Source organism: Nonomuraea sp. NPDC050680, from assembly GCF_040654555.1.
Taxonomy (GTDB): Bacteria; Actinomycetota; Actinomycetes; order Streptosporangiales; family Streptosporangiaceae; genus Nonomuraea.
On the sequence record NZ_JBFAIF010000001.1, the window covers coordinates 284,591 to 305,628 of the forward strand.

The window sequence follows — 21,038 nt, forward strand, 5'->3', positions numbered from 1 at the left end:
GCCCACGGTTGGGTAATTTCCCCGCCCTTTCCGTGTCGGAACCGTCCACGCGGGGCACGTGACGGGCACCGCGGGCGGTGCCAGCGCGTTGACGTCCGCCTGCTTCGAGGGGATACAGGGACAATGACCTTCCATGTCGACTCCGAGGTGGGCAAGCTCTACCAGGTGCTGCTGCACAAGCCCGACCTGGCGCTCAAGCGGCTCACCCCGACCAACAAGGACGCCTTCCTCTTCGACGACGTGCTGTGGGTGCAGCGCGCGATGGAGGAGCACGAGGAGTTCCAGCAGGTGCTGCGGGAGCGGGGCATCAAGGTCCACCTGCTGGCGGACCTGCTTCAAGAGACGGTCGAGATCCCCGAGGCGCGCAAGCACATCCTCGACGGGATTCTCGACGAGCGCTTCATGGGCCCGCTGGCCGTCGACGACATCCGCAACACCCTCGACTCCATGGACTCCAAGACCCTGCAGGTGTACCTGACGGGGGGCATCACCAAACGCGAGATGGTCGCGGCGGGCTGCGACCCGAAGTCGATGTCCTACCACGCGGCCGGCGACGACGACTTCATCCTGCCGCCCCTGCCGAACCACCTGTTCACCCGTGACACCTCCTGCTGGGTGTTCGACGGCGTCTCGATCAACGCGATGAAGAAGAAGGCGCGCATGCGCGAGACGGTGAACATGGAGGCCGTCTACGAGTTCCATCCGACCTTCGCCGACGGGTTCGGCCGGCCGCAGAAGGGCGGCTACAACGTGTGGCTGCCCGGCCAGTCGATCGCGCCGGCCACGCTGGAGGGCGGCGACGTGCTGGTCCTCGGGCGCGGCGTGGTGCTGATCGGGATGAGCGAGCGCACCCAGCCGCAGGCCATCGAGATGCTCGCGCAGCGGCTGTTCCAGGCCGGCTCCGCGCGGAAGATCGTCGCTCTGAACATGCCGAAGGCCCGCGCGTTCATGCACCTCGACACCGTGATGACGATGGTGGACGTGGGCGTGTTCACCAAGTACGCGGGGCTGGGCATGCTGCCCTCGTACACAATCGAGCCGGGCGACACCGAGAAGGAGCTCAAGGTCACCGACCACCCGCCGGAGGACATGCACCGGGCCATGGCGCGCGCCCTGGACCTGGACGACATCAAGGTCCTCATCCCGACGCAGGACGTCTACGCCGCCGAACGGGAGCAGTGGGACGACGGCTGCAACGCGCTGGCCATCGAGCCGGGCGTGGTCGTCGCCTACGAGCGCAACACCACGACCAACAACTTCCTGCGCGACAACGGCGTCGAGGTCATCACGATCCGGGGCAGCGAGCTCGGCAGGGGGCGCGGCGGGCCGCGCTGCATGAGCTGCCCGCTCGAGCGAGACGGCATCTGAGCGATGAGGGTCATCGTCGCCCTGGGGGGCAACGCGGTGCTCCGGCGCAGCCAGCGGGCGGACGTGGAGCCGCAGATCGCCAACGTCACCAACGCGGCCAAGACGCTGGCCAAGCTCGCGGAGAAGCACGAGCTGATCATCACCCACGGCAACGGGCCGCAGGTGGGCCTGCTGGCGCTGGAGAGCGCCAACGACCCCCGCCTGACCAGGCCCTACCCGTTCGACACGCTCGGCGCCGAGACGCAGGGCATGATCGGCTACTGGATGCTGCAGGCCCTGCAGAACGCGCTGCCCGGCCGGCAGGTCCTGGCCATGGTCACCCAGACGCTCGTGTCGGCGGTCGATCCGGCCTTCGAGAACCCGACCAAGTTCGTCGGCCCGGTCTACGACCAGGACGAGGCCATGAAGCTGGCCAAGGAGTACGGCTGGACGGTCGCCGCCGACGGCCACGACTGGCGGCGCGTCGTCCCCTCCCCCACCCCGCAGCGCGTGGTGGAGACGCGGCTGATCAGCAAGATGGTCCGCGAGGGGGTCGTGGTGATCTGCGCGGGCGGCGGCGGCATCCCGGTCATCCGCGACGAGCACGGCCGCCTGTCCGGTGTCGAGGCGGTCATCGACAAGGACTCCACGGCGTCGATGCTGGCCGAGGCGCTCGAATGTGACGCCTTCCTCATCCTGACCGACGTGCCGCGCGTACTGAAGGACTTCGGCACGGCCCACCAGAGCGAGCTCGCGAACACCACCCCGCACGAACTACGCGCCCTCGACTTCCCAGCGGGCTCCATGGGGCCGAAAGTGGAAGCGGTCTGCCGTTTCGTGGAGACCACCGGCGACATGGCGGCCATCGGCGAGCTCGGGCAGGCGGAGCAGATCCTGGAAGGCACCGCGGGCACGATCGTCACGCCGAACGCCCGCTGGCCGCTGACCAGCACGCTTTAGGGCTCCAGGAGGTTTCGATGGCACTCGCCCAACGGCTCTTCCGCATCAAGCCCACCGACCAGATCGTGGCCGAAGGCGGCCACGGCGAGGGCGGTGAGCTGCGCCGCACGATGTCGCTGTGGCAGCTCACGCTGTTCAGCGTCGGCGCCACGCTCGGCACCGGCATCTTCGTCATCCTCGGGCAGGCCGTGCCGAAGGCGGGTCCCGCCGTCGTGCTGGCCTTCGTGCTGGCCGCGATCACGGCGCTGTTCTCCGCGCTGTCGTACGCGGAGCTGGCCGGCACGATCCCGGTGTCCGGCTCGTCCTACTCCTACGCGTACGCGACGCTGGGCGAGATCGTCGCCTGGATCTGCGGCTGGTGCCTCATGCTGGAGTACGCGGTGTCGGTCGCGGCGGTGTCGGTCGGCTGGGGCGAATACCTCAACTCCTTCCTGCACAGCCTGTTCGGCTGGACGCTGCCCGCCTCGATCACCCACTCCCCCGGCCAGGACGGCGGTGTGGTCAACGTCACCGCGATCCTCATCGTGCTGCTGGCCACCTGGCTGCTGCTGCGCGGGGCGTCGGAGAGCGCCACGGCCAACGCCGTGTTCGTGCTCATCAAGGTCGCCGTGCTGGTCTTCTTCTGTGTGGTGGCCTTCACCGCGTTCAGGGCCGGGCACTTCTCGCCGTTCGCGCCCATGGGCGTGGCGGGCGTCACGGCCGCCGCCTCGCAGGTGTTCTTCTCCTACATCGGCTTCGACGCCGCCTCCACCGCCGGCGAGGAGGCCAAGAACCCCAAGCGCGACCTGCCCCTGGCGATCATCCTGTCGCTGGCCATCGTCACGGTCGTCTATGTCCTGGTGGCCGTGGCCGCGATCGGCGCCATGCCGTGGACCGACTTCGACCCCGAGCGCACCGAAGCCAGCCTCTCCTACATCGTGAACCTCGCCACCGGCGCCACCTGGCCGGGCCTGATCGTCTCCTTCGGCGCCGTCGTGGCCATCGCCAGCGTCGTCCTGACCGTCATCTACGGCCAGACCCGCATCCTGTTCGCCATGTCCCGCGACGGGCTCATCCCGCACATCTTCCAGAAGGTGAACCCGCGCCACCAGGTCCCCGTCGCCAACACGCTCATCGTGGCGGCGTTCATCTCCGTACTGGCCGGACTGGTGCCGCTGGGCCAGCTCGCCGAGGCCACGAGCATCGGGACGCTGTTCGCCTTCGCCATCGTCAACATCGGCGTGCTCGTGCTCCGCTACCGCAGCCCCGAGCTGCCGCGCAGCTTCCGCACGCCGCTCTTCCCCGCCACGCCGATCCTCGGCACGATCTTTTGCGTCATCGTGATGGCCGGTCTCGCGGGCGTCACCTGGCAGGCGTTCGGCCTCTGGATGCTGGCGGGCCTGATCTGCTACTTCCTGTACGGCTATCGCCACTCGCGGTTGAACACCGAGGTGCCCAGATGAAGCTCGAAAGCGTGCTGGCCGGATTCATCCCCGAGCCGAGAGGACGTGACGCGCTGGCGCTGGCCGTGCTCCTGGCCGGACAGGTCAAGGGGCAGCTGACGGTGGCGTACGTGCAGCCGCCCGTGTGGACCACGCCGGGGCCCGCGCGCGCCGACCTGACCGAGTGGCGCAAGTACCTGCAAGAACAGGCGCAGGCCACGCTCGGGCAGGCCCGGGCGCTCACCGGGGGCAAGGCGGACTACGTCGTCCACACCAATAGAGGCAGTGGACGCGGCCTGGTTGACCTGGCCCGCAAACGCGCGGCCGACGTCGTCGTGATCGGCTCCGCGCCGGGCGGCGGCAGGGGCCGGATCTCCGTCGGCAGCACCGCCGACCAGCTGCTGCACTCCTCGACGGTGCCGGTCATGCTGGTCCCGCGCGGTTACGCGGACGCGCTGCCCGCGGCCCTCGAGCGGATCACGGTCGCCTACCGCCGCGGCCCCTGCGCCGACGCTGCGGTGCGCGACGCCGCAGAGGCCGCGGTCATCCTTGACGTGCCGCTGCGGCTGGTCACCCTGCTGGTCCGCGGCGCCCGCCGCGCCAAGATCGAGGAGGACATGCTCACGCGGCTGCGCGACCAGGTGGCGGACGACCTGCAAGAGGCGGCCACCGGGCAGCGGCGGCACATCCGGGCGGAGTTCGAGATCCTGGAGGGCCGCGACGTGGCACAGGCCATGGGCCAGACGTCGTGGTCGCCGGGCGAACTGCTCATCTGCGCATCCAGCAACGCGGGGCCGTTGCGGCGGGTGTTCCTCGGGGACACCTCGCTCAAAATCGTCCGTGCGGCCACGTGTCCAGTCATGATCCTAACCCGTCAACACTGACCCCGGCGCCACACCAGCCGCCCCACCGCCGGCCCCACCGCCCGCCACTTCAGCCGCCCCATCGCTCGTCGCCGCGCTCTCGGCAGTGCTCTTGGGCGGCCCTCACCGGCCTTCTCAAGGCCTCTCACCTCGGTCTCCACGCGATCACTGACATGGTTTAGAGGTGATTTCCACCATGCCTGTCACCGGACAAACAGTGACGAAGTATTGTTACTCATGGGACAAGAGGGGCTATTAAGTCGTTCCATCCCGGATCGGATTCGGCATCTTTTTTCCAATCAGCTTGACCTTCGGCGTCCGCCCCTTTACCGTCACTGTGCGTAACCACACTGCGCGGCGTTATGGGGTAAACCCAGAGCCATGGCTACCGATGGTGCCCAACAAGGCACACACCCCCCGGTGGCCGGGGCATTCGCCGCAAGGGAGCACAATCTACTGAGAGCGCTACATACGAGAGCCGGGGGGCCACACGATGCCGTCTGAGTACGCAAAGTCGCTGGGTGCACGACTCCGCGCCATCCGCACCCAGCAGGGCCTGTCCCTGCATGGAGTCGAAGAGAAGTCGCGTGGCAGGTGGAAAGCCGTGGTCGTGGGCTCGTACGAGCGGGGCGACCGTGCTGTAACGGTTCAGAAACTTGCCGAGCTTGCCGACTTCTACGGGGTGCCCGTCTCCGAGCTGCTGCCCGGCGGTGCCGCGCCGAGCCCGCTCGGCCCGACACCGAAGCTTGTCATCGACCTGGAACGTCTTGCGACGCTGCCGAAGGAGAAGGCCGGGGCACTCGCCCGTTACGCGGCCACCATCCAGAGCCAGCGTGGCGACTACAACGGGAAGGTCCTGTCGATCCGCCAGGAGGACCTGCGTTCCCTGGCCGTGATCTACGACAAGTCGCCGAGTGAGCTGACAGAGGAGCTCATCAGCTGGGGCGTCCTCGACGCGGAGGCCCGCCGCGCCGTCGAGTCCTTCTGACCACTCCTGTTTTCGGGGCGCGCCATGTGACGGGCGCGTCCCTGTTTTTCTTCTTCGCACTCCCGTACGGCGGCACGGTGAACCTCCGTACGGGAGCATGAGGACACACCTGGGGCCCTCGCAGGCCCTACGCGACCCCGTAGGCCCTTCGCGACGCACGCTGCCAATCGCCGTGCCTGCCGGCTCTTCGCGGCCCCGAAGCCTCTTCGCGATTCCGTAGGTCCCGCCGCGCGAGTTCACCGGCGCGAGCCCAGCGGCACACCCCCGCCCAAGCCTGCCGAACACGGTCCTCCGCACGCCCACGCCCATCCCGGGGCACATTCACAGCGCGGGCCCAGCCGCACACCCTCGCGCGTATCCGCACCTCCACCGCGTCCACACGACCACACACGCAGGTCCAGTCGCGCAGGTCCAGCGGAGTCCGGCCGCCCAGAGGCCCACCGCGTTCGCCCAGACAGAGCCAGGGAGACGGCACTTTTCCTAGCAATATCGAACGCCAGTTCGTATAATGGATCAATGCATCTCGACACGAAAGGCCTACCAGGGTTGTGGCGGCCGCCGATCGTCGAACATGCCGCGACGACGTTCTCGACCACCGGCGACGGCGGCGAAGCGCGTTATCTGCTGGCGTGGGGCGATACGGAAGGAGAGCGGTGGGGATTCCTGCTATGGCCCCCGCAGACGCTGAACACCGACGACGGCACCGAGCACATGGGCCAGGCCCAGTGGGTGCGCTGGCAGGACATCCGGCCGGTGAACGGCGAGGATTACAGCACCGTACCGCTGTGCGATCCGATGTGAACCACCCCCTGACGCGCCGCTGAGGACGTACGCGCAGCCCGGCCGGGACTCGTACGCCGAGCAGGCCGGGCCCCGCGGAGCGAGCAGGCCGGGCCCCGCGGAGCGAGCAGGTCAGGAGACCCGCGCACCGAGCATGGCGGGACACGTACATCGGGCGTGGTGCGACACCGAGCGAGCAGGTTGAGGCGCGTAGAGCGGACAGGAGCACTCGGGGCAGAGCAGATCGACGCGGCGACGAAGGCGGAACACAACTCGCCTTCGTCGCCGCGCGGTTGCGTCCGGTGCGTCCTCGCTGCACCCGCGTTTTTGCGCATGCTTCAGGCGTCGTGCTCTGCTTCCACCGGGTTGGCGTGGTCGTCCATGGTCGGGATGGTCTGCTGGCCCTCGCCTGGGTCGGTGTGTTCGCTCGTGTTCGGGTTGTCCGGCTGCCCACTCGCCGCCGATGGCGGCGGCGCGAGCGGTGTGGTCAGCCGGCCAGGGGGACCTCGACCGGGAGTTGGGGTTGAGCAGGGACGCCCAGGATGTCCTGGACTACGGCGACGAAGGTGTCGGCTTCGGCCAGGAGCTCGTCCGCGTCAGCGGCGCTGACGCCACGGACCATGCCGGCCTCGGCGGCGGCGCGCTTGGCGGCGCTCACCGAGAAGTAGGCGGCCCATTCCGCGAGCTTGGGCTCCGCCTCCGGGAGCAGCTCCCAGGCGCTGCGCAGGCGGCGCCTGCGGCCTTCCATCGGGCGCGGGCGGGCGGCCAGGATCGCCGCCGCCGCTCGCAGGGCTGCCAGGTGCGCTGCCACGTATCGGGATGCCGGGGTGCGAGCTGCTGTCGCCTCCGCCAGGCAGGAATGTGAATCCGTCAGGTGCGCCCTAACCGCGGGCGACAGCCGGGGCCCCTGCGTGTCGCTGAGCCTTGGTGCCATCTTGCGCGCCTCCTTGGAGTCATGGCGGCTCCCGGCGTCTCCGCCGGTGAAGCCAAGGTTCGCAGACCCCACCGACAATTCCGCCGGGCTGGCCGGACGAGGAGCTTCCCCGCACCCCGTCCGGCCAGGACGCGCCCACTCGTCTCCGCCGACGACGAGGACACGCCCTTCGCCCTGGAGCCTGATCGCGGGTCTCGCTTGGGGGAAGCGAACGGCCCGCGACCAGGTCCTACGACGTGAGCCGCGAGCCTCACGTCACTAGGTCGAACATAATTTCGATCACGCTCGGTGTCAACCTGTTCTACGAACACAGATTCGATCAGTGTGAGGGAGGGAGGACGATACGCCGATTGACGTGCAGCGGGACGGGCTGGGACGGGGTGAGGGGATGCGCAGAAGACACGCAGGGACACGTGAGAGGGCGTAGCAGCGGGCAGCACAGAAGCGGGTAGCAAGCTCGGGGGCACCCAGAGGTCCGCAGTCAGCGGTCCGGGCCCAGCTGGTCCGCGAAAGTGGCGCGTCCGCGCTGGGTATCGGCAACCGAGGGCCGATAGACGATCGCGCCAGAAGACGGTCGCGGCGACGGCGGGGGCGGTTCGGGCCGGGCAAGCCGTAAGACGGCCGTCCAGTCCGTACGGCAAGAAGGCACCCGCCGTCGACGCAGAGAACCCAGCAAATCGAAAACCCGTGCGGGCGGCTGCCTCAGACCACCGAGATGGCGCCTGACGGGCACAGCGTCACAGCGCGGCGGACGGCGTCTTCCAGTTCGGCCGGTGGGGTGGAGTCAAGGACCACCACGGTCCCCTCCTCCTCGCTCTGGTCGAATATCGCCGGCACCGTCAGCGCGCACATGCCCGCACCGATGCACACCGTCGTGTCTGCCTTGATCTCCATCATTGACCTACCAGGTGACAGGGAGGCGGTGCACACCATAGATGCTCATATCCGAGCGCATCGGCACCTCCTCCGGTGATATGGCCAAGCGTAGGCCGGGGAAGCGCCGTAGGAGCGCCGGGTAGGCGATGCGCATCTCGGCCCGGGCCAGCTGCTGGCCGAGACACTGGTGGATGCCGTGGCCGAACGTGAGGTGGCCCGTGGCGGGCCTGGCCAGGTCGAGGGCGTCGCCGTCCGGAAAGCGGGACGGATCGCGGTTGGCCACCGGGAGGTGGATCGTGACCGATTCGCCGGCCTTGACGAGCCGGCCCTCGATCTCGACGTCCTCCAGCGCGCTCCTGACCGGACCGAGGTGGATGATCGTGAGGTAGCGCAGGAGCTCCTCGACGCCGTTCTCGACCGCGGCCGGGTCGTCGCGCATGAGGGCGAGCTGGGCGGGGTTGGTGAGCAGCGCGTAGGTGCCGAGGCCGAGCATGTTCGCGGTCGTCTCGTGGCCGGCCACCAGCAGCAGGAACGCGACGCCCGTGAGCTCCTCGTCGTTCAGCTCGCCGTTCTCGATCAGCCCGCTGAGCAGGTCGCCCTCCGGCTTCGCGCGCTTGCGCTGGATCAGCCCGTACAGGTACGCGGAGATGCGGGTCATCGCGCCGACGGCGTCCTCGGCCTTGGTCTCCAGGTTGACGAGCACCTTGGTGTCTTCCTGGAACTGCGCCCGGTCCTCGTACGGCACCCCGAGCAGCTCGCAGATCACCAGCGACGGGATGGGCAGCGCGAACTCCTGCACCAGGTCAACCGGCTTGGCCGCGGCCTCCATGGCGTCCAGGCAGGCCTCGGTGATCTCGGCGATCCTCGGCTCCAGCTCCTTCATCCTGCGCACGGTGAACTGGCCGGTGAGGAGCTTGCGGTAGCGGGTGTGCTCGGGGGCGTCCATGCGCAGGAAGAACCCGGGCGGCACCCGGAAACCCTGTTCCTTCGCGAGCTGCATCCGGGCCGGGATCGGCGGGTGGATGAGCTCGGGCCGGTTGCTGAAGCGCGCGTCGGCGAGCACGGCGCGGGCGGCGGCGTAGCCGGTCACGATCCAGCCGAGGTGCCCGTCGGCGTAGGTCATGCGGTGGATCGGCGTTTGTTCTCGTAGCTCGGCGATTTCGTCGGGCGGATCGAAGGGGCGCTGGCGGGTGGTGGTGAGGGTCAGATCCGACATGGTGTGACTCCTTTCGCGTGGTCAACTCCACCAGAAAACCTCATTCGCTGCAAAACTTCAATGGATGAAAATCCCTAAGTTCGGCGGTACAGTTCCCGACATGGTGGGACTACGGGAGCGCAAGAAGCAGCGCACACGCCGGGCGCTGATCGAGGCCGCGCTCCGGCTGTTCGACGAGAAGGGCTTCGAGGAGACCACGCTGGCCGAGATCGCGGCCGAGGCCGAGGTGTCGACGCGGACGTTCTTCAGCTACTTCGCCAGTAAGGAGGACGTGCTGTTCTTCGACGGCGCGTCGCGCATGGCGCGGGCCGTCGAGATGATCTCGTCCAGGAAGCCCGGCGAGCGCGTCGCCGACCTGCTGCTGCGGCTCGTACGGGCGAGCCTGCGGTGGGCGAGCGACGACGACCTCTCCATCATGGAAGTGCCCCTGCGGATGCGGCTCATCATGACCGTCCCCTCCTTGCAGGCACGGGCGCTGCATCTGCTGTTCGACAACCAGCTCCAGCTGGCGCGGGCGCTGGAGGACGCCTTTCCCGGCGAGCTCGACCACGTGGACGCGGCCGCGGCCGTGGGCGCGCTGATCGGCGCCGTCAAGCTCGCGGTCATCTCCACCATCAACCGGGGCGGGTCGCTGGAGCAGGCGGAGAAGTCGGCCGTGCGCGCCGCCGAGCTCGCCCTGCGCGGCCTTTCATCGATCGGATGACCGGCTACACCGAGCGCAGGCGGATCAGTGCGCTGGCGTAGTCGCCCGGGGGCAGGTCCAGCCGCAGGCCCGCCGACATCAGCAGGGCTCCATGGTGCGACTGCCCGGTGTCCTCGTCACGGTAGCGGCCCAGCGGGTCGAGCCCGGCCAGGCGGAGCGGCACGAGCGGCGTCCCGTGCGCGACGGGTCCCCGCCAGGCGAGTACGACCGTCCGGTCGCCGTAGGTGTACTGCACGCCGTACTCGAGCCTGTCCTGCCGCCCGAGCTGGACGACGGGCCTGATGTCCTTGTAGACGGCGACCAGCGCGGCGGCCTCTGCCAGCTCGGCCGGGCTCCACTTCAGCAGGTCGCCGCCGAGGCCGAGCGCGCCGGCCATGGCGACGTGGAAGCGGAAGCTGAGCGGGGTGGGGCGGCGGGTGAGCGGGTTCGGGCTGTCGGTCACCCAGGCGGCCATCACGCGGGCCGGGTAGATCTGGCTGAAGCCGTGCTGGATGGCGATGCGGTCGTGGGCGTCGGTGTTGTCGGAGGTCCACACCTGGTCGGTACGGGCGAGCATGCCCAGGTCGGTACGGCCGCCGCCGCCCGCGCACGCCTCGATGCGCAGGTGCGGATGGTCGGCGCGGAGCCGGTCCATGATCGAGTAGACGGCTCGCACGTGGTCGATCCAGAGCCGGTCCTGGTCGGCGGCGCCGGGCCAGCCCGCCTCGGTGAAGGCCCGGTTGAAGTCCCACTTCAGGAAGTCCACGCTGTGCTCGCCGACCAGACGGTGCAGCCACTTGTGCGCCCAGTCCGCGACGTCGGGCCGGGCGAAGTTGAGGACCAGCTGGTTGCGCAGCAGCGTGCGCGGGCGGCCGGGCATGTGCAGCACCCAGTCGGGGTGGGCGCGGTAGAGGTCGCTGTCGGGGTTGACCATCTCGGGCTCGACCCAGAGGCCGAATCGCATGCCCAGCCGGTGCACCTCGTCGATGAGCGGTGTCAGCCCGGCGGGGAAGCGGTCCGGGTTCGGCCACCAGTCGCCGAGCCCGGCGCTGTCGCCGGTGCGCCCGCCGAACCAGGCGTCGTCCATGACGAACAGCTCCACCCCGGCGCGGGCGGCGAGCGCGGCCAGCTCCTTCTGGTTCGACTCGGCCACGTCGAACCCGACGGCCTCCCAGGCGTTGTAGACCACCGGGCGCAGCTCGTCCGGCTCGGGCAGCACGTACCCGGTGACGTGCTCGTGCCAGCGGCGGCTGGCCCCGCCGAACCCGTCGGGCGCGTACACGCCGGCGAACACCGGCGTCACCCACTCCTCCCCCGGCTCCAGCCGCCAGGTGAGGCCCTCGTGGCCGAACCCGCCCGTCCACCCCGCGCTCCCCGAGGGGTCGCGGGTGAGCGTGATGCGCCAGCTGCCGCTCCAGGCGAGCGCGCAGCTCCACACCTCACCGTGGCGTTCGCCCGCGTCGCCGCCGTCGACGGTGAGCCACGGGTTCGCGTGGTGGCTGCTCAGCCCCCTCCTGCTGGTCAGCGTCGTCTCGCCCACGGTGAGGTCGGTACGGCGCAGCCCGTGCTCGGCGCTCCACCCGCCGACGGCGTGGCTGAGCCGGTAGCCGGGCAGCGGCGGAACGCTCCACGCGGCCGAGTCGCACCGCAGGATCGTCACGGGCACCTCGGAGCGCAGCGCGGTCCACCGTTCCACGACGTCGCCACGCACCCGGTAGTGCAGGTCCACCTCGAACGGCTGGACGGCGTCCCGGAAGCGGACCGTCAGGTGTCCCCCGTCGATCGTGTGGCCGAGATGGCGCCAGTCGACGCCCCGGGCCCCGCCGGGAAAGGCGATCTGCAGCGACGGAGTGCCGAAGCGCGCGCCCGCCTCGGTGCCGAGTTCCTCGGCCGGTCCGGCGCCGTCGAAACTGCTCGCGGCGGGTGCCGCCGGGAGAGGCAGCGACGCCGCCTGCTCCGGGGTCAGCAGGGGCCCCCAGTGCAGGTGGACGGGGGTATCGTCGGCGTCGAGCCCGAGGACGTAGCTGGTGGTTGAGGTGGGCAGCAGATACGTACGGCTGGCCGCGTCGAAGGTCACCGAAGGCATGTCCCGGAGCCTAGATCGATGGGCCCTTCGAATCAATTCTTAACGAAGTTAATTAGTGTTACGATGCCCATCATGCCTGCACCGCTCACCACTCCCGCGGCGGCCACCGTGTTCACCATGGTCCTGACGCAGGGGCCGGTCTCCCGGGTGGAGATCGCCAGGCGGACGGGGCTGTCGTCCGCCGCCGTCACCAAGGCGGCGCGCCCGTTCATCGAGGCGGGCTATCTGGAAGAGCTGGAGGCCACGGACCGGCCGGGCCCCGGCGCGGGCCGTCCGGCCAGCCCGCTGGCCATCAAGCCGGACCGGGAGTTCTTCACCGGCGTGAAGATCACCGACGACGAGCTCATCGGTGTCGTCACCGACCTGCGCGCCCAGGTGCTCGTCGCCGCGCACCGCCCCCTGACGGCCTCGTCGCCCGAGGACGTGGTGGCGACGCTGGCCGACCTCGTGGCCGAGCTGCTCGCCGCCGACCCGGCCTACCGGGAGCGCTGCCACGCGCTGGGCCTGGCCGTGTCGGGCGACGTGGACAAGGCGCACGGCGTGGTGCGCTACTCCCCCTTCCTCAACTGGCGGCAGGTGCCGCTGGCCCGGCTGGCCGCCGAGGCGACGGGCCTGCGGGTCACCCTCGAGAACGACGTCAAGTCCCTCACCGTGGCCGAGCAGTGGTTCGGCGAGGGCATCGGCGCGTCGTCGTTCGCGGTGGTCACGGTGGGGGTGGGGATCGGCTGCGGGCTGGTGGTGAACGACCGGATCGTGGCCGGCTCGCACGGCGTCGCCGGGGAGATCGGGCACGTCCCGGTCGGCGGCGAGGAGCCCGAGTGCCACTGCGGGGGACGCGGCTGCGTCGAGGCGATCGCCGGGACCGCGCCCATCGTGGCCGCGATCCGCGAGGCCACCGGCGACGCGTCGCTGACCATCGACGCGGCCATCGACGCCGCCCACGCGGGCGACGTGGCGGCGCGCGAGGTGTTCGCCAGGGCGGGGCACGCGATCGGGCTGGCCATGGCGGCCATGGCGAACCTGATCGGGCCCGAGCGGATCATCGTGACGGGCGACGTACAGGGGCTGGCGGCCTACGACCTGTTCGAGGAGCAGATCAGCCGGTCGTTCGCGAGCCAGGCGTTCGGGGCGGCGGCCGACTGCCGGATCTTCCTGCGCCCCCGGCCCTTCGAGCAGTGGGCGCGCGGCGCGGCCTCGGTCGCCATCCAGACCTTTTTCACCCTCCAGGAGCGACAGTGATTCAGGAGTGGCGGTGACCGCGACGACCGGGATCTGGCAGCCGCACGACCGGGCCCCGGGCGAGACCCGCGATCTGCGCCTCCACGCGGGCGCGACGGAGCTGACCGCGACGGCGGCGGCCGAGCTGACGTGGACCGTCACCGAGGACGCCGAGGGCGTCCACGAGGTGCGGATCACCCCGGACCGGCCTGCCTCCGTCCGCGTGGCGTGGCGGGTGCCGTGCCTGGCCGCCACGGCCTTCTGGGCGCCCGACGGCGGCGAGCACAGAGGGCTGCCACCGTTCTGGCGCAAGCCCCGGGTGGCCGCCCTGGAGAAGAACGCTCCCGTGGGCTGCCTGGTGGGCGCCGGTGACGTGTCGCTGTGCACGTACGCCGTCGGCGAAGTGGTCCGGCCGGTGCACATCCGCACCGGGGTGGTGGAGGAGAGCGGGGACTTCGGCTTCTGGGCCGAGCACGACGCCGAGCCCGGCACCGGCCTGGTGCTGCGCCTCGACCTCACCGGACGGCCGTTCGCCCGTACGCTCGCGGACGTGGCCGCGTGGTGGCGCGGCAACGCCCGCGAGCGTACGGACGTGGCCGAGGGGTGGCGCGGCAACGCCCGCGAGCGCACGGACGTGGCCGAGGGGTGGCGCGGCAACGCCCGCGAGCGCACGGACGTGGCCGAGGGGTGGCGCGGCCCGGCGGAAGAGGTGCCCGAGGTGGCGCGGATGCCCGCGTACTCGACCTGGTACGCCATGCAGCAGCACGTCGACGCCGCGAGCGTGGAGCGGCAGGCGGGTCCGGCGGCCGAGCTGGGCTGCGAGGCGATCATCGTGGACGACGGCTGGCACAGCGACGACCGCGGGCGCGGTTACGGACACGTCGGCGAGTGGGAGCCGTCCGCCACATCTTTTCCCGATATTTCGGGACACGTGGCGGCGGTCAAGCAGGCGGGGCTCGCCTACCTGCTCTGGTACGCCCTGCCCTTCGTCGGCCGCCACACCGCGCTCTGGGACCGCGTACAGCCCTACTCGCTGGCCTACAAGGAGCACATGAACGCGGTCATCGTCGACCCGCGTTACCCCCACATCCGCGAGCTGCTCGCCGGTCACCTGACCCGCGCGGTCCGGGAGTGGGGCATGGACGGGTTCTGGCTGGGCTTCGTCAAGGAGCACGCCGATGTGCTGCAGCGCGGCGCGTTCGAGCCGGCCCGCCCCGACCTGGTCTACCCGCAGGTGACCGCGCGCGGGGAAGAAACGGTGATCACCGCCCGCTACGCGCCGCTGCCGGTCGCGGTGCCCGCCACCGGCACGCTGTGGCTGGCCAACGCCGACGCCTCTCCCGACGTCCTCCTCCAGGTCGCCGATCCCGGCATGGCCCACGCCACGGTCACCGACTGCCGGGGCCGCACGGTGTCCTCGGCCGCCCTGGACCTCGCCCCCGGCCCGCACGCGATCACCATCCCCACCGGCGGCCTGCTCCACCTGCGCCGAGCCTCATGAGCGGCAGGACGGGTTGGACCAGCTCACCCAGCCCATCCGCGCCCCGCCCTCGCCGGTGGGGATCCACGGCGCGGGCGGCGGCCCCGCCTCGGGCGGCACGATGGCGGTGCAGGCGCCCGAGGGCGGCGTGCCGTCATACATCTCCAGCCGGGTCCAGCCGACGCGGTAGGTGAGGGGCACCCTGACGTTCCACTTCACGTGGCGGTCGACCGCCACGCGGCCGGGCGGCGGGTAGGGAAGCCAGTCCTTGCCCGGCGCGGGAGCCGTTTTGGGCGCCAGGTCCGCGGCGAAGGCGATGTTGATCGCCGCGAGCACCGCCGCCAGGGCCGGGAGGCGGTGACGGCGCGGCAGGAGTGCCACGGCCGTCAGGCAGGTGAGCAGGATCAGCGCCGCCGTCGAGGTCGCCGTCATGTCCAGCGCGTCGCGGACTCCGCTCAGGAACGACACCTCGGGGAAGTCGAAGGCGATGAAGGCGTAGGTACGCAGCCTGTCACCGGCGTACCAGGCGGCCAGGCCGCCGGTCGCGGCGAGCAGGGTCGCCGCCGTCAGGCCGTAACGCAGCACCGTGACGCGGCGGGCGCGGGCCAGCGCGATCACCCCGGCCAGGATCCAGGCCACCGCGACGCACGCGAGGTAGCGGCCGTAGACGTAGTTGCCGACCCGGTGCTCGTCCGGCAGGGCCGCAGAGGAGGCGTAGGCGATGCCGAGGGTCGCCAGCAGCAGTGTGGCGGCCACGACCCGCTGGGCGTGCGGGGTGCTCCGCCGTGCGACGGCCACCGCCGCGCTCGCCAGGCCGACGCCGGCCAGGCCCCACGTGCCCGCGATGAGGTACCAGAGCTGGCCGATCGCCCCTGAGACGGCCCGTGCCTGCCCTTCGAGGCCGGCGAGGCGGGAGATCAGCAGGCCCGCGAGATCGCGCGGCCCGCTGGGGTACAGCTCCGCGGAGACCGCGCCGTTGAGCGACATGCCCGCCAGAGCCACCGCGCCCGCGGCGGCCAGCGCCGCCAGCCCGGCCCGCCACGGCAGCCGTTTGGCGACCAGCAGGGCCGCCACCAGCAGGACGAACACCGCCAGGATGACCACGCCCCGCAGGTGCGCCGCCATCGCGAACGCCGACAGCCCGCCCCCGGCCGCCCCCGCCCACGCCGAGCCCTTCCCGGCCAGGTCGTGCACGGCGAGCAGCCAGCCGAGCACCAGCGTGGGCAGGATCGCGTCGACCAGCGCCAGCCCCGAGAACAGCAGCAACGCCGGGGCGAGCCCCGCCGAGAACGCGACGGCCAGCGCCGCGCGCCTGCCCATCTCCAAGCGCCGCAGCAGCAGGTACGCCAGGGGAAACGCCCCGGCCGCCGCCATGGACCCGACCGCGACCACGAGCCGGTAGACCACCGCCGGATCGGAGGTCACCCAGTACACCGGCACCAGCAGCAACGCGTAGCCGCCCTGGTAGAACGTGGACCCGCTGAAATCAGCCCCCGGCCCGCCCGCCAGCCACCGTGCCGCGATGAGGTAGCCCGTCTCGTCCGGGTTCGCCACCGGTCCCGCGTGATACCTGAACAGCCACAGCCGGATCGCCACCTGCGCGATCCACCCGCCGGCCAACAACCAGGACAGCCATCGGCGGCCAGACGCGGGCCGGGCCCGGGCGGCGGGTGGGTGCGCGCGGGCGCGGACTGCGGGCGCGATGGCCATGGACTCCCCCTGATCCCGCGCCGGGGCGGTCCCGGCGTCGGATCAGGAGCTCACCAGAATCCCGATAACCCCTCTGTCACCAGAAATGGTTATCCGGGGGTTATGCCGCGTAGCCGGTCGAAGAACTGCGCCTCGTACAGCGAGGGCGGCAGGAGACCCGCTTGGCCGGTGCCCTCGATGTACCCGGCGGGCTGCTGGAAGGGGCCGTCTCCGGTGACCGTCCCCAGGCAGCCGATCGCGTAGTTCTGGGCCGTCGGCGGCTTCTGGACGATGAGCCGGCTGGTCGACACGTCGCACCGCCAGGCCACCGAGTGCGCCGCCGACCAGCCGTGCGAGGTGCCGTAGCGGCCCCGGTTGTACAGGCCCAGCGTGTAGTCGTAGTGCGGGTCGATGTCGCGGTGCCCGTCGTACAGCAGGCCCTGGGACCAGCGGCGGTGGCCCTCGCTGGAGTTCAGCGCGTACTCGGCCGTGCCGCGCAGGAACACCACGCCCGAGACCGTGCTGTGCCCGTTGGAGACGAAGGCGTGCCGCGACTTGTAGGCGCGGTCGTACGGGCTCAGCTGATGACGATCTTGTCCAGCTCGGGACCCCTGGCCGTCAGGCCGAAGAACCGGACCGTGTTGACCCCGGCCACCAGATCCACCGGCACGGTCGTGGTCGTCACGGTGTCCTTGGTCCCGGTCATCGGCACCTGGATGGAGTCGGCCCCGTTGACGCTGACCGCGAACCTCTGCGCGCCGTCCACCAGCGCGTGCACGGTCATCTGCCGGGTGCCGGTGGTCTCCGACAGCACACCCTTGACCACGGCGTAGTCGTAGACGTTGCCGCCGATGAGGATCACCTTCCGGCCGCCCGAGCAGACCGCGCAGTAGGCGGGCTCGGCCGCGCCCTCCCACACGTTGCCCACCCGCTCGGCCTCGTAGGCGCCCGGGCTCCGGTCCGGCGCCGGGAGCTTGACCGGCGGCGTCGCCGGGCCGAGCTGCCACGCCTTGAGGTCCTTGACCAGCAGGTACGTCTCCTGCAGCCCGGCGCTCTTGATGCTGCGGTAGATGCCCCACTTGGGCCGGTTGTACTGCTCCTGGGTCCACCACAGGTCGATGTGCTCGATCTTCTGGTCGGCGATCGTCCGCCGGCCGTCCGCCAGGGTCCAGCGCATGTAGCCGTCGTCACTCGACTTGAACTCCAGCGTGCTGGTCACCCACTTGTTCTGGATGGGTTCCAGGTCGGCGGTGGCGAAGTCGTGCGAGGCGTTGTCCGGGAGCGTCCAGTAGCGGGCCGCGATCTTCTGCACGCCCCCGATGACCGGCAGCGAGATCTGCGCGATCGGGGTGCCGACGTCGGAGTTCTTGAGCTGCCAGATGTGGGTGAAGGAGGTGGTCGCGTCGAGGGTGTCCGGGATGTACATGCGGTAGCTGATCCGCCAGGTCTCGTCCTTGCGGATCTCCAGCGGGGCGCCCTCGTCGCCGCGCATGCCGCGTACCTCGTTGCGCATGCGGTCGGAGCCGTCGCGGTCCTCCACGTGGGCGGTGAAGCGCCAGGCGTCCTTGTCGGTGGAGACGTGCGGCAGGCCCTCGGGGTGGGAGCCGCGCCGGTCGTCCTCCAGCGCCTCGAACGCCTTGACACCGTCCTTCTTGACGCTCGGGTCCCAGCGAAGCTCCCAGCGCGGCGGCCGGGCCGTCTGGGTCTGCGACGGCCCTTCCGACGGGGTGGGGGTGCGAGCCGCCATCGCGGGGGTGGCGGTCGCGATCAGGGCGAGCGTGGCGAGCGCGCCCGCGAGGCGGGCGCCGTACTTCTTCACGGGTTGGGTACCTCGTCGGTGTCGGCCGCACTGGCGGTCTGCTGTTCGGCGCGCAGGTTTCTGACCAGCAGGTACGTGTTCTGCAGGCCGGAGCTGTTGATGCTGCGGTAGATGCCCCACTTGGGCCGGAGGTAGTCGGTGTCGGCGCGCCAGAGGTCGGTGTTGTCGAGGCGCTTGTCGACCAGCGTCGTCGAGCCGTCCTTGAGCGTCCAGCGCAGGTAGCCGTTGTCGGCGGCCTTGAACTCGAAGGTGGTGTCGAGCCACTTGCCCTGGATCGGGTTCAGGTTGGTGTTGCCGACCTCGTGCGTCTGCTCGTCCTCGTCCCAGTAGCGGACGTTGATCTTCGGAGTGCCGCCCGAGATGGGCAGCGACATCGTGTAGAGGGGCGCGCCGGAGCCGGGCACCTTCATCTGCGCGATGTGGGTGAAGGAGCTGGTCGCGTCGAGCGAGGTCGGGATGTACAGCTGGTAGGAGATGCGCCAGACCTGGTTCTTGAGGATCTTGAGGTACGAGCTGCTGCTCGTCCGCATGCCCTTGACCTCGTTGCGCTGCCGGTCGTCGCCGTCGCGGTCCTGGGTGTGCATGTCGAAGCGGTAGGCGTCGCCGGAGACGTAGATGTGGGTGACGCCGGGGTGGGAGTCGGAGCGGTCGTCCTCGATGCCCTCGAAGGCCTGGGCGACCGTCTGACTGGCCGGGTTCGGGTTCCAGCGCTGCGTCCAGACGGCCGCGGGGGTGGAGGCGGAGGCGGGCGCCGCCGATAAGGACACGAGGGTGAGGGCGGCGAGGGTGCCGCTCAGACGCTTGATCATGAGGTTTCTCTCCTCAGATGGAGGGTGAACCCGCCGTTGGGGGATACGGCGAGGTCGAGCTTGCCCCCGGCCGACACCGTCGCCGTCTCGGCGAGGATGCCGTCGTCGGGGGCGTCCCGGTAGATCTCGGCCGCCCACTCCCCTTCCTCCAGGAAGTCGAGCGGCACGGTGAGCGTGCGGGCCTCGCCCGACACGCCCGCGCCGACGTACCATTCGCCGCCGCTCCTCCTGGCCAGCAGGATGTGGTCGGCGGGGTCGCCGGACAGCAGCCGCGTGTCGTCCCATGCGGTGGGGACGCCGGACAGCAGCCGCAGCGCCTCGGGCCTGGCCTCGTAGGCCTCGATGCCGTCGGCGAAGTGCTGGACGCCCGATTCGAAGATCACGGATAGCGCGAGCTCGAATCCGGCGGAGATGGTGCGGACCGCGGTGAACGTGCACGGGGTGAAGTCCATCGGGCCTTGAACGTTGCGGGTGAACGCGAGCGACAGGTAGTGCTCAGGCGGGTAGAGCGGCAGCTTGCCGGGCTTCGGCTTGATCCACTCGGCGCCCTTGACCGCCTCCGCGGTCATGAACTGCGGCCAGGTGCGCTCGGTGCCGCGCGGGATCGTGCCGCCGTGGAAGACGACCATGAGCCGCAGCCGGGCGGTGGCGGCCAGGATGGCGTCGAACCAGCGCATCCGGTCCTGGCCGTCGGACTCGGTGAAGTCGATCTTGACGCCGACGGCGCCCCACTCCTTCCAGAGCGCGAGCTTCTCGCGGTGCTCCAGTTCGGTGTCGACGTGCTGCCAGTGCGACCAGAGCCAGACGCCGACGTTCCTGGCCGCGGCGTAGGCGATCAGCTCGGGCATCCACTGCTTGTTCCATCCGGCGTCGGCCAGCACGTACGGCCAGCCGTGCGCGGCGGCGAAGTCCACCCAGCGCTTCTGCTCGTCCAGGTCACGCGTGGAGGGGCCGTCGGACCACCACGACCAGGCCGCCGCGCCGGGCCGGATCCAGGAGGTGTCCGCCACCGCCGAGGGCGCGGCCAGGCTGGTCACCAGGTCGCTGGCGACGATCGTGGCCAGCTCGCCGATGATCATCGTGCGCCACGGGGTGACGAGCGGGCTGGCCGCCGTCACGTACGGGTCGGGCAGGTCGAGGCGGAAGGCGTGGCCGTCGAAGCGCAGCCGGGTACCCGCGTAGCCGCTGTCCAGGTTCGACTCGGTGACCAGCAGCCAGGTGTCGCCGATCTGGAAGAGCGACGGGTAGCCGTACAGGATGGGCTCGGCGTCGGCGACCGGGCCGTGCCGGTGGATCTCCTCGTAGTCGCAGCGCCCGTTCTCGTACGGCAGGAGCACCGCACGAGCCTCGCCCGGCACCACATATTCCGAAATTTCGTCAATTACGGTCACCGGTCCGGTCCACGGCACCACGTACCGGTACGCCACGCCGTGGCCGCCGATCCGCACCTCCAGGTCGAGCCGGTGCGCGCCCTTGGTGAACGACAGCGTCCACTCCTTGGCCGTGTACCGGTGCTCGCGCCGCTTGCCGGTCACCGTCTCATAGGACTCCGCCACCTGCCTGGACGACATCCCGTCGAAGGCCAGGCCGGCGCTCAGGTCCTCGTGCGCGGCCCGCAGGCCCAGCCTGGACGGCCGCACCAGCACCCGGCCGGCGCGCCGCACCTCCAGGGTCGGCTCGCCATCGGCCGAGAGCGCGATCTCGACTTCCAGGTCTTCGTCACTGAGCGTCCACTGCGACACTGGGCCCTCCAAGCAGAGATAGGAGGAGTGAGCCGGACTCATCGGCAACCCACTCGGGCCCGCCGGCTCGGGCAGGACGGCCGACGCCGACCCCACCGAGCTCCTCACAACGTGCCTGAGCCTAGGTT

The 21,038-nt window shown here is 70.5% G+C and carries 18 protein-coding genes; 9 read left to right on the forward strand and 9 right to left on the reverse strand.

Annotation, left to right across the window (positions count from 1 at the left end; translation table 11 throughout):
* Positions 1 to 123 precede the first annotated feature (123 nt).
* The 6 genes from AB0H88_RS01355 to AB0H88_RS01380 all read left to right on the forward strand — a co-directional run bounded on the left by AB0H88_RS01355 (position 124) and on the right by AB0H88_RS01380 (position 6,380).
* Positions 124 to 1,368: an arginine deiminase gene (locus AB0H88_RS01355; protein WP_357639733.1), complete on the forward strand. Its 1,245-nt coding sequence runs from the start codon at positions 124 to 126 to the stop codon at positions 1,366 to 1,368.
* Positions 1,369 to 1,371: 3 nt separating this feature from the next.
* On the forward strand, positions 1,372 to 2,307 hold the full coding sequence (gene arcC / locus AB0H88_RS01360; RefSeq protein ID WP_357639734.1) for a carbamate kinase: 936 nt from the start codon (positions 1,372 to 1,374) through the stop codon (positions 2,305 to 2,307).
* A 17-nt stretch (positions 2,308 to 2,324) separates the two neighbouring features.
* Entirely contained in the window at positions 2,325 to 3,749 is a 1,425-nt protein-coding gene (locus tag AB0H88_RS01365; protein WP_357639736.1) for an amino acid permease, read from the forward strand.
* Positions 3,746 to 4,612 carry a universal stress protein gene (locus AB0H88_RS01370; RefSeq protein WP_357639739.1) on the forward strand — a complete coding sequence of 289 codons (867 nt, stop codon included), beginning with the start codon at positions 3,746 to 3,748 and terminating at the stop codon, positions 4,610 to 4,612. Before AB0H88_RS01365 ends, AB0H88_RS01370 begins: the two co-directional genes overlap by 4 nt.
* A gap of 472 nt (positions 4,613 to 5,084) precedes the next feature.
* Positions 5,085 to 5,579, forward strand: coding sequence for a transcriptional regulator (locus AB0H88_RS01375; RefSeq protein ID WP_026214021.1), 495 nt, complete (start codon positions 5,085 to 5,087; stop codon positions 5,577 to 5,579).
* Positions 5,580 to 6,095: 516 nt separating this feature from the next.
* Positions 6,096 to 6,380 (forward strand): hypothetical protein, encoded by a 285-nt coding sequence (locus AB0H88_RS01380; RefSeq protein ID WP_357639741.1) that lies wholly within the window; start codon positions 6,096 to 6,098, stop codon positions 6,378 to 6,380.
* 466 nt (positions 6,381 to 6,846) lie between these two features.
* Here AB0H88_RS01380 and AB0H88_RS01385 read toward each other — a convergent pair whose 3' ends face one another.
* The 3 genes from AB0H88_RS01385 to AB0H88_RS01395 form a co-directional block, all read right to left on the reverse strand.
* A complete protein-coding gene (locus AB0H88_RS01385) occupies positions 6,847 to 7,293 on the reverse strand; it encodes an SAV_6107 family HEPN domain-containing protein (protein ID WP_225298648.1) in 447 nt (148 codons plus the stop codon).
* A 702-nt stretch (positions 7,294 to 7,995) separates the two neighbouring features.
* Complete coding sequence (locus tag AB0H88_RS01390) at positions 7,996 to 8,187, reverse strand: ferredoxin (RefSeq protein WP_225298721.1); 192 nt, start codon at positions 8,185 to 8,187, stop codon at positions 7,996 to 7,998.
* A gap of 7 nt (positions 8,188 to 8,194) precedes the next feature.
* Complete coding sequence (locus tag AB0H88_RS01395; RefSeq protein WP_357639744.1) at positions 8,195 to 9,385, reverse strand: cytochrome P450; 1,191 nt, start codon at positions 9,383 to 9,385, stop codon at positions 8,195 to 8,197.
* 100 nt (positions 9,386 to 9,485) lie between these two features.
* On the opposite strand from AB0H88_RS01395, the gene AB0H88_RS01400 reads away from it, so the two are divergent.
* Positions 9,486 to 10,088, forward strand: a complete 603-nt coding sequence (locus AB0H88_RS01400) for a helix-turn-helix domain-containing protein (RefSeq protein WP_357639747.1) — start codon at positions 9,486 to 9,488, stop codon at positions 10,086 to 10,088.
* 4 nt (positions 10,089 to 10,092) lie between these two features.
* Here AB0H88_RS01400 and AB0H88_RS01405 read toward each other — a convergent pair whose 3' ends face one another.
* Positions 10,093 to 12,153 (reverse strand): alpha-galactosidase, encoded by a 2,061-nt coding sequence (locus AB0H88_RS01405; RefSeq protein ID WP_357639749.1) that lies wholly within the window; start codon positions 12,151 to 12,153, stop codon positions 10,093 to 10,095.
* A 72-nt stretch (positions 12,154 to 12,225) separates the two neighbouring features.
* Between AB0H88_RS01405 and AB0H88_RS01410 the strand changes: the two genes are divergently transcribed.
* Both AB0H88_RS01410 and AB0H88_RS01415 read left to right on the forward strand, forming a co-directional pair.
* On the forward strand, positions 12,226 to 13,392 hold the full coding sequence (locus AB0H88_RS01410; RefSeq protein ID WP_357639752.1) for an ROK family transcriptional regulator: 1,167 nt from the start codon (positions 12,226 to 12,228) through the stop codon (positions 13,390 to 13,392).
* 13 nt (positions 13,393 to 13,405) lie between these two features.
* Positions 13,406 to 14,872, forward strand: coding sequence for an alpha-galactosidase (locus AB0H88_RS01415; protein WP_357639755.1), 1,467 nt, complete (start codon positions 13,406 to 13,408; stop codon positions 14,870 to 14,872).
* On the opposite strand, the gene AB0H88_RS01420 is transcribed toward AB0H88_RS01415, so the two are convergent.
* From AB0H88_RS01420 to AB0H88_RS01440, 5 genes are all read right to left on the reverse strand, one after another.
* The gene (locus AB0H88_RS01420) at positions 14,867 to 16,561 is read right to left on the reverse strand and encodes a hypothetical protein (protein ID WP_357639758.1); all 1,695 of its coding nucleotides are present in this window, start codon (positions 16,559 to 16,561) and stop codon (positions 14,867 to 14,869) included. The genes AB0H88_RS01415 and AB0H88_RS01420 overlap by 6 nt on opposite strands.
* A gap of 89 nt (positions 16,562 to 16,650) precedes the next feature.
* Entirely contained in the window at positions 16,651 to 17,049 is a 399-nt protein-coding gene (locus tag AB0H88_RS01425; RefSeq protein WP_357639762.1) for a hypothetical protein, read from the reverse strand.
* A gap of 68 nt (positions 17,050 to 17,117) precedes the next feature.
* A complete protein-coding gene (locus AB0H88_RS01430) occupies positions 17,118 to 18,359 on the reverse strand; it encodes a hypothetical protein (RefSeq protein WP_357639765.1) in 1,242 nt (413 codons plus the stop codon).
* Positions 18,356 to 19,168, reverse strand: a complete 813-nt coding sequence (locus AB0H88_RS01435; RefSeq protein WP_357639768.1) for a hypothetical protein — start codon at positions 19,166 to 19,168, stop codon at positions 18,356 to 18,358. Before AB0H88_RS01435 ends, AB0H88_RS01430 begins: the two co-directional genes overlap by 4 nt.
* Positions 19,165 to 20,910 carry a glycoside hydrolase family 97 catalytic domain-containing protein gene (locus AB0H88_RS01440; protein WP_357639770.1) on the reverse strand — a complete coding sequence of 582 codons (1,746 nt, stop codon included), beginning with the start codon at positions 20,908 to 20,910 and terminating at the stop codon, positions 19,165 to 19,167. Before AB0H88_RS01440 ends, AB0H88_RS01435 begins: the two co-directional genes overlap by 4 nt.
* Positions 20,911 to 21,038 lie beyond the last annotated feature (128 nt).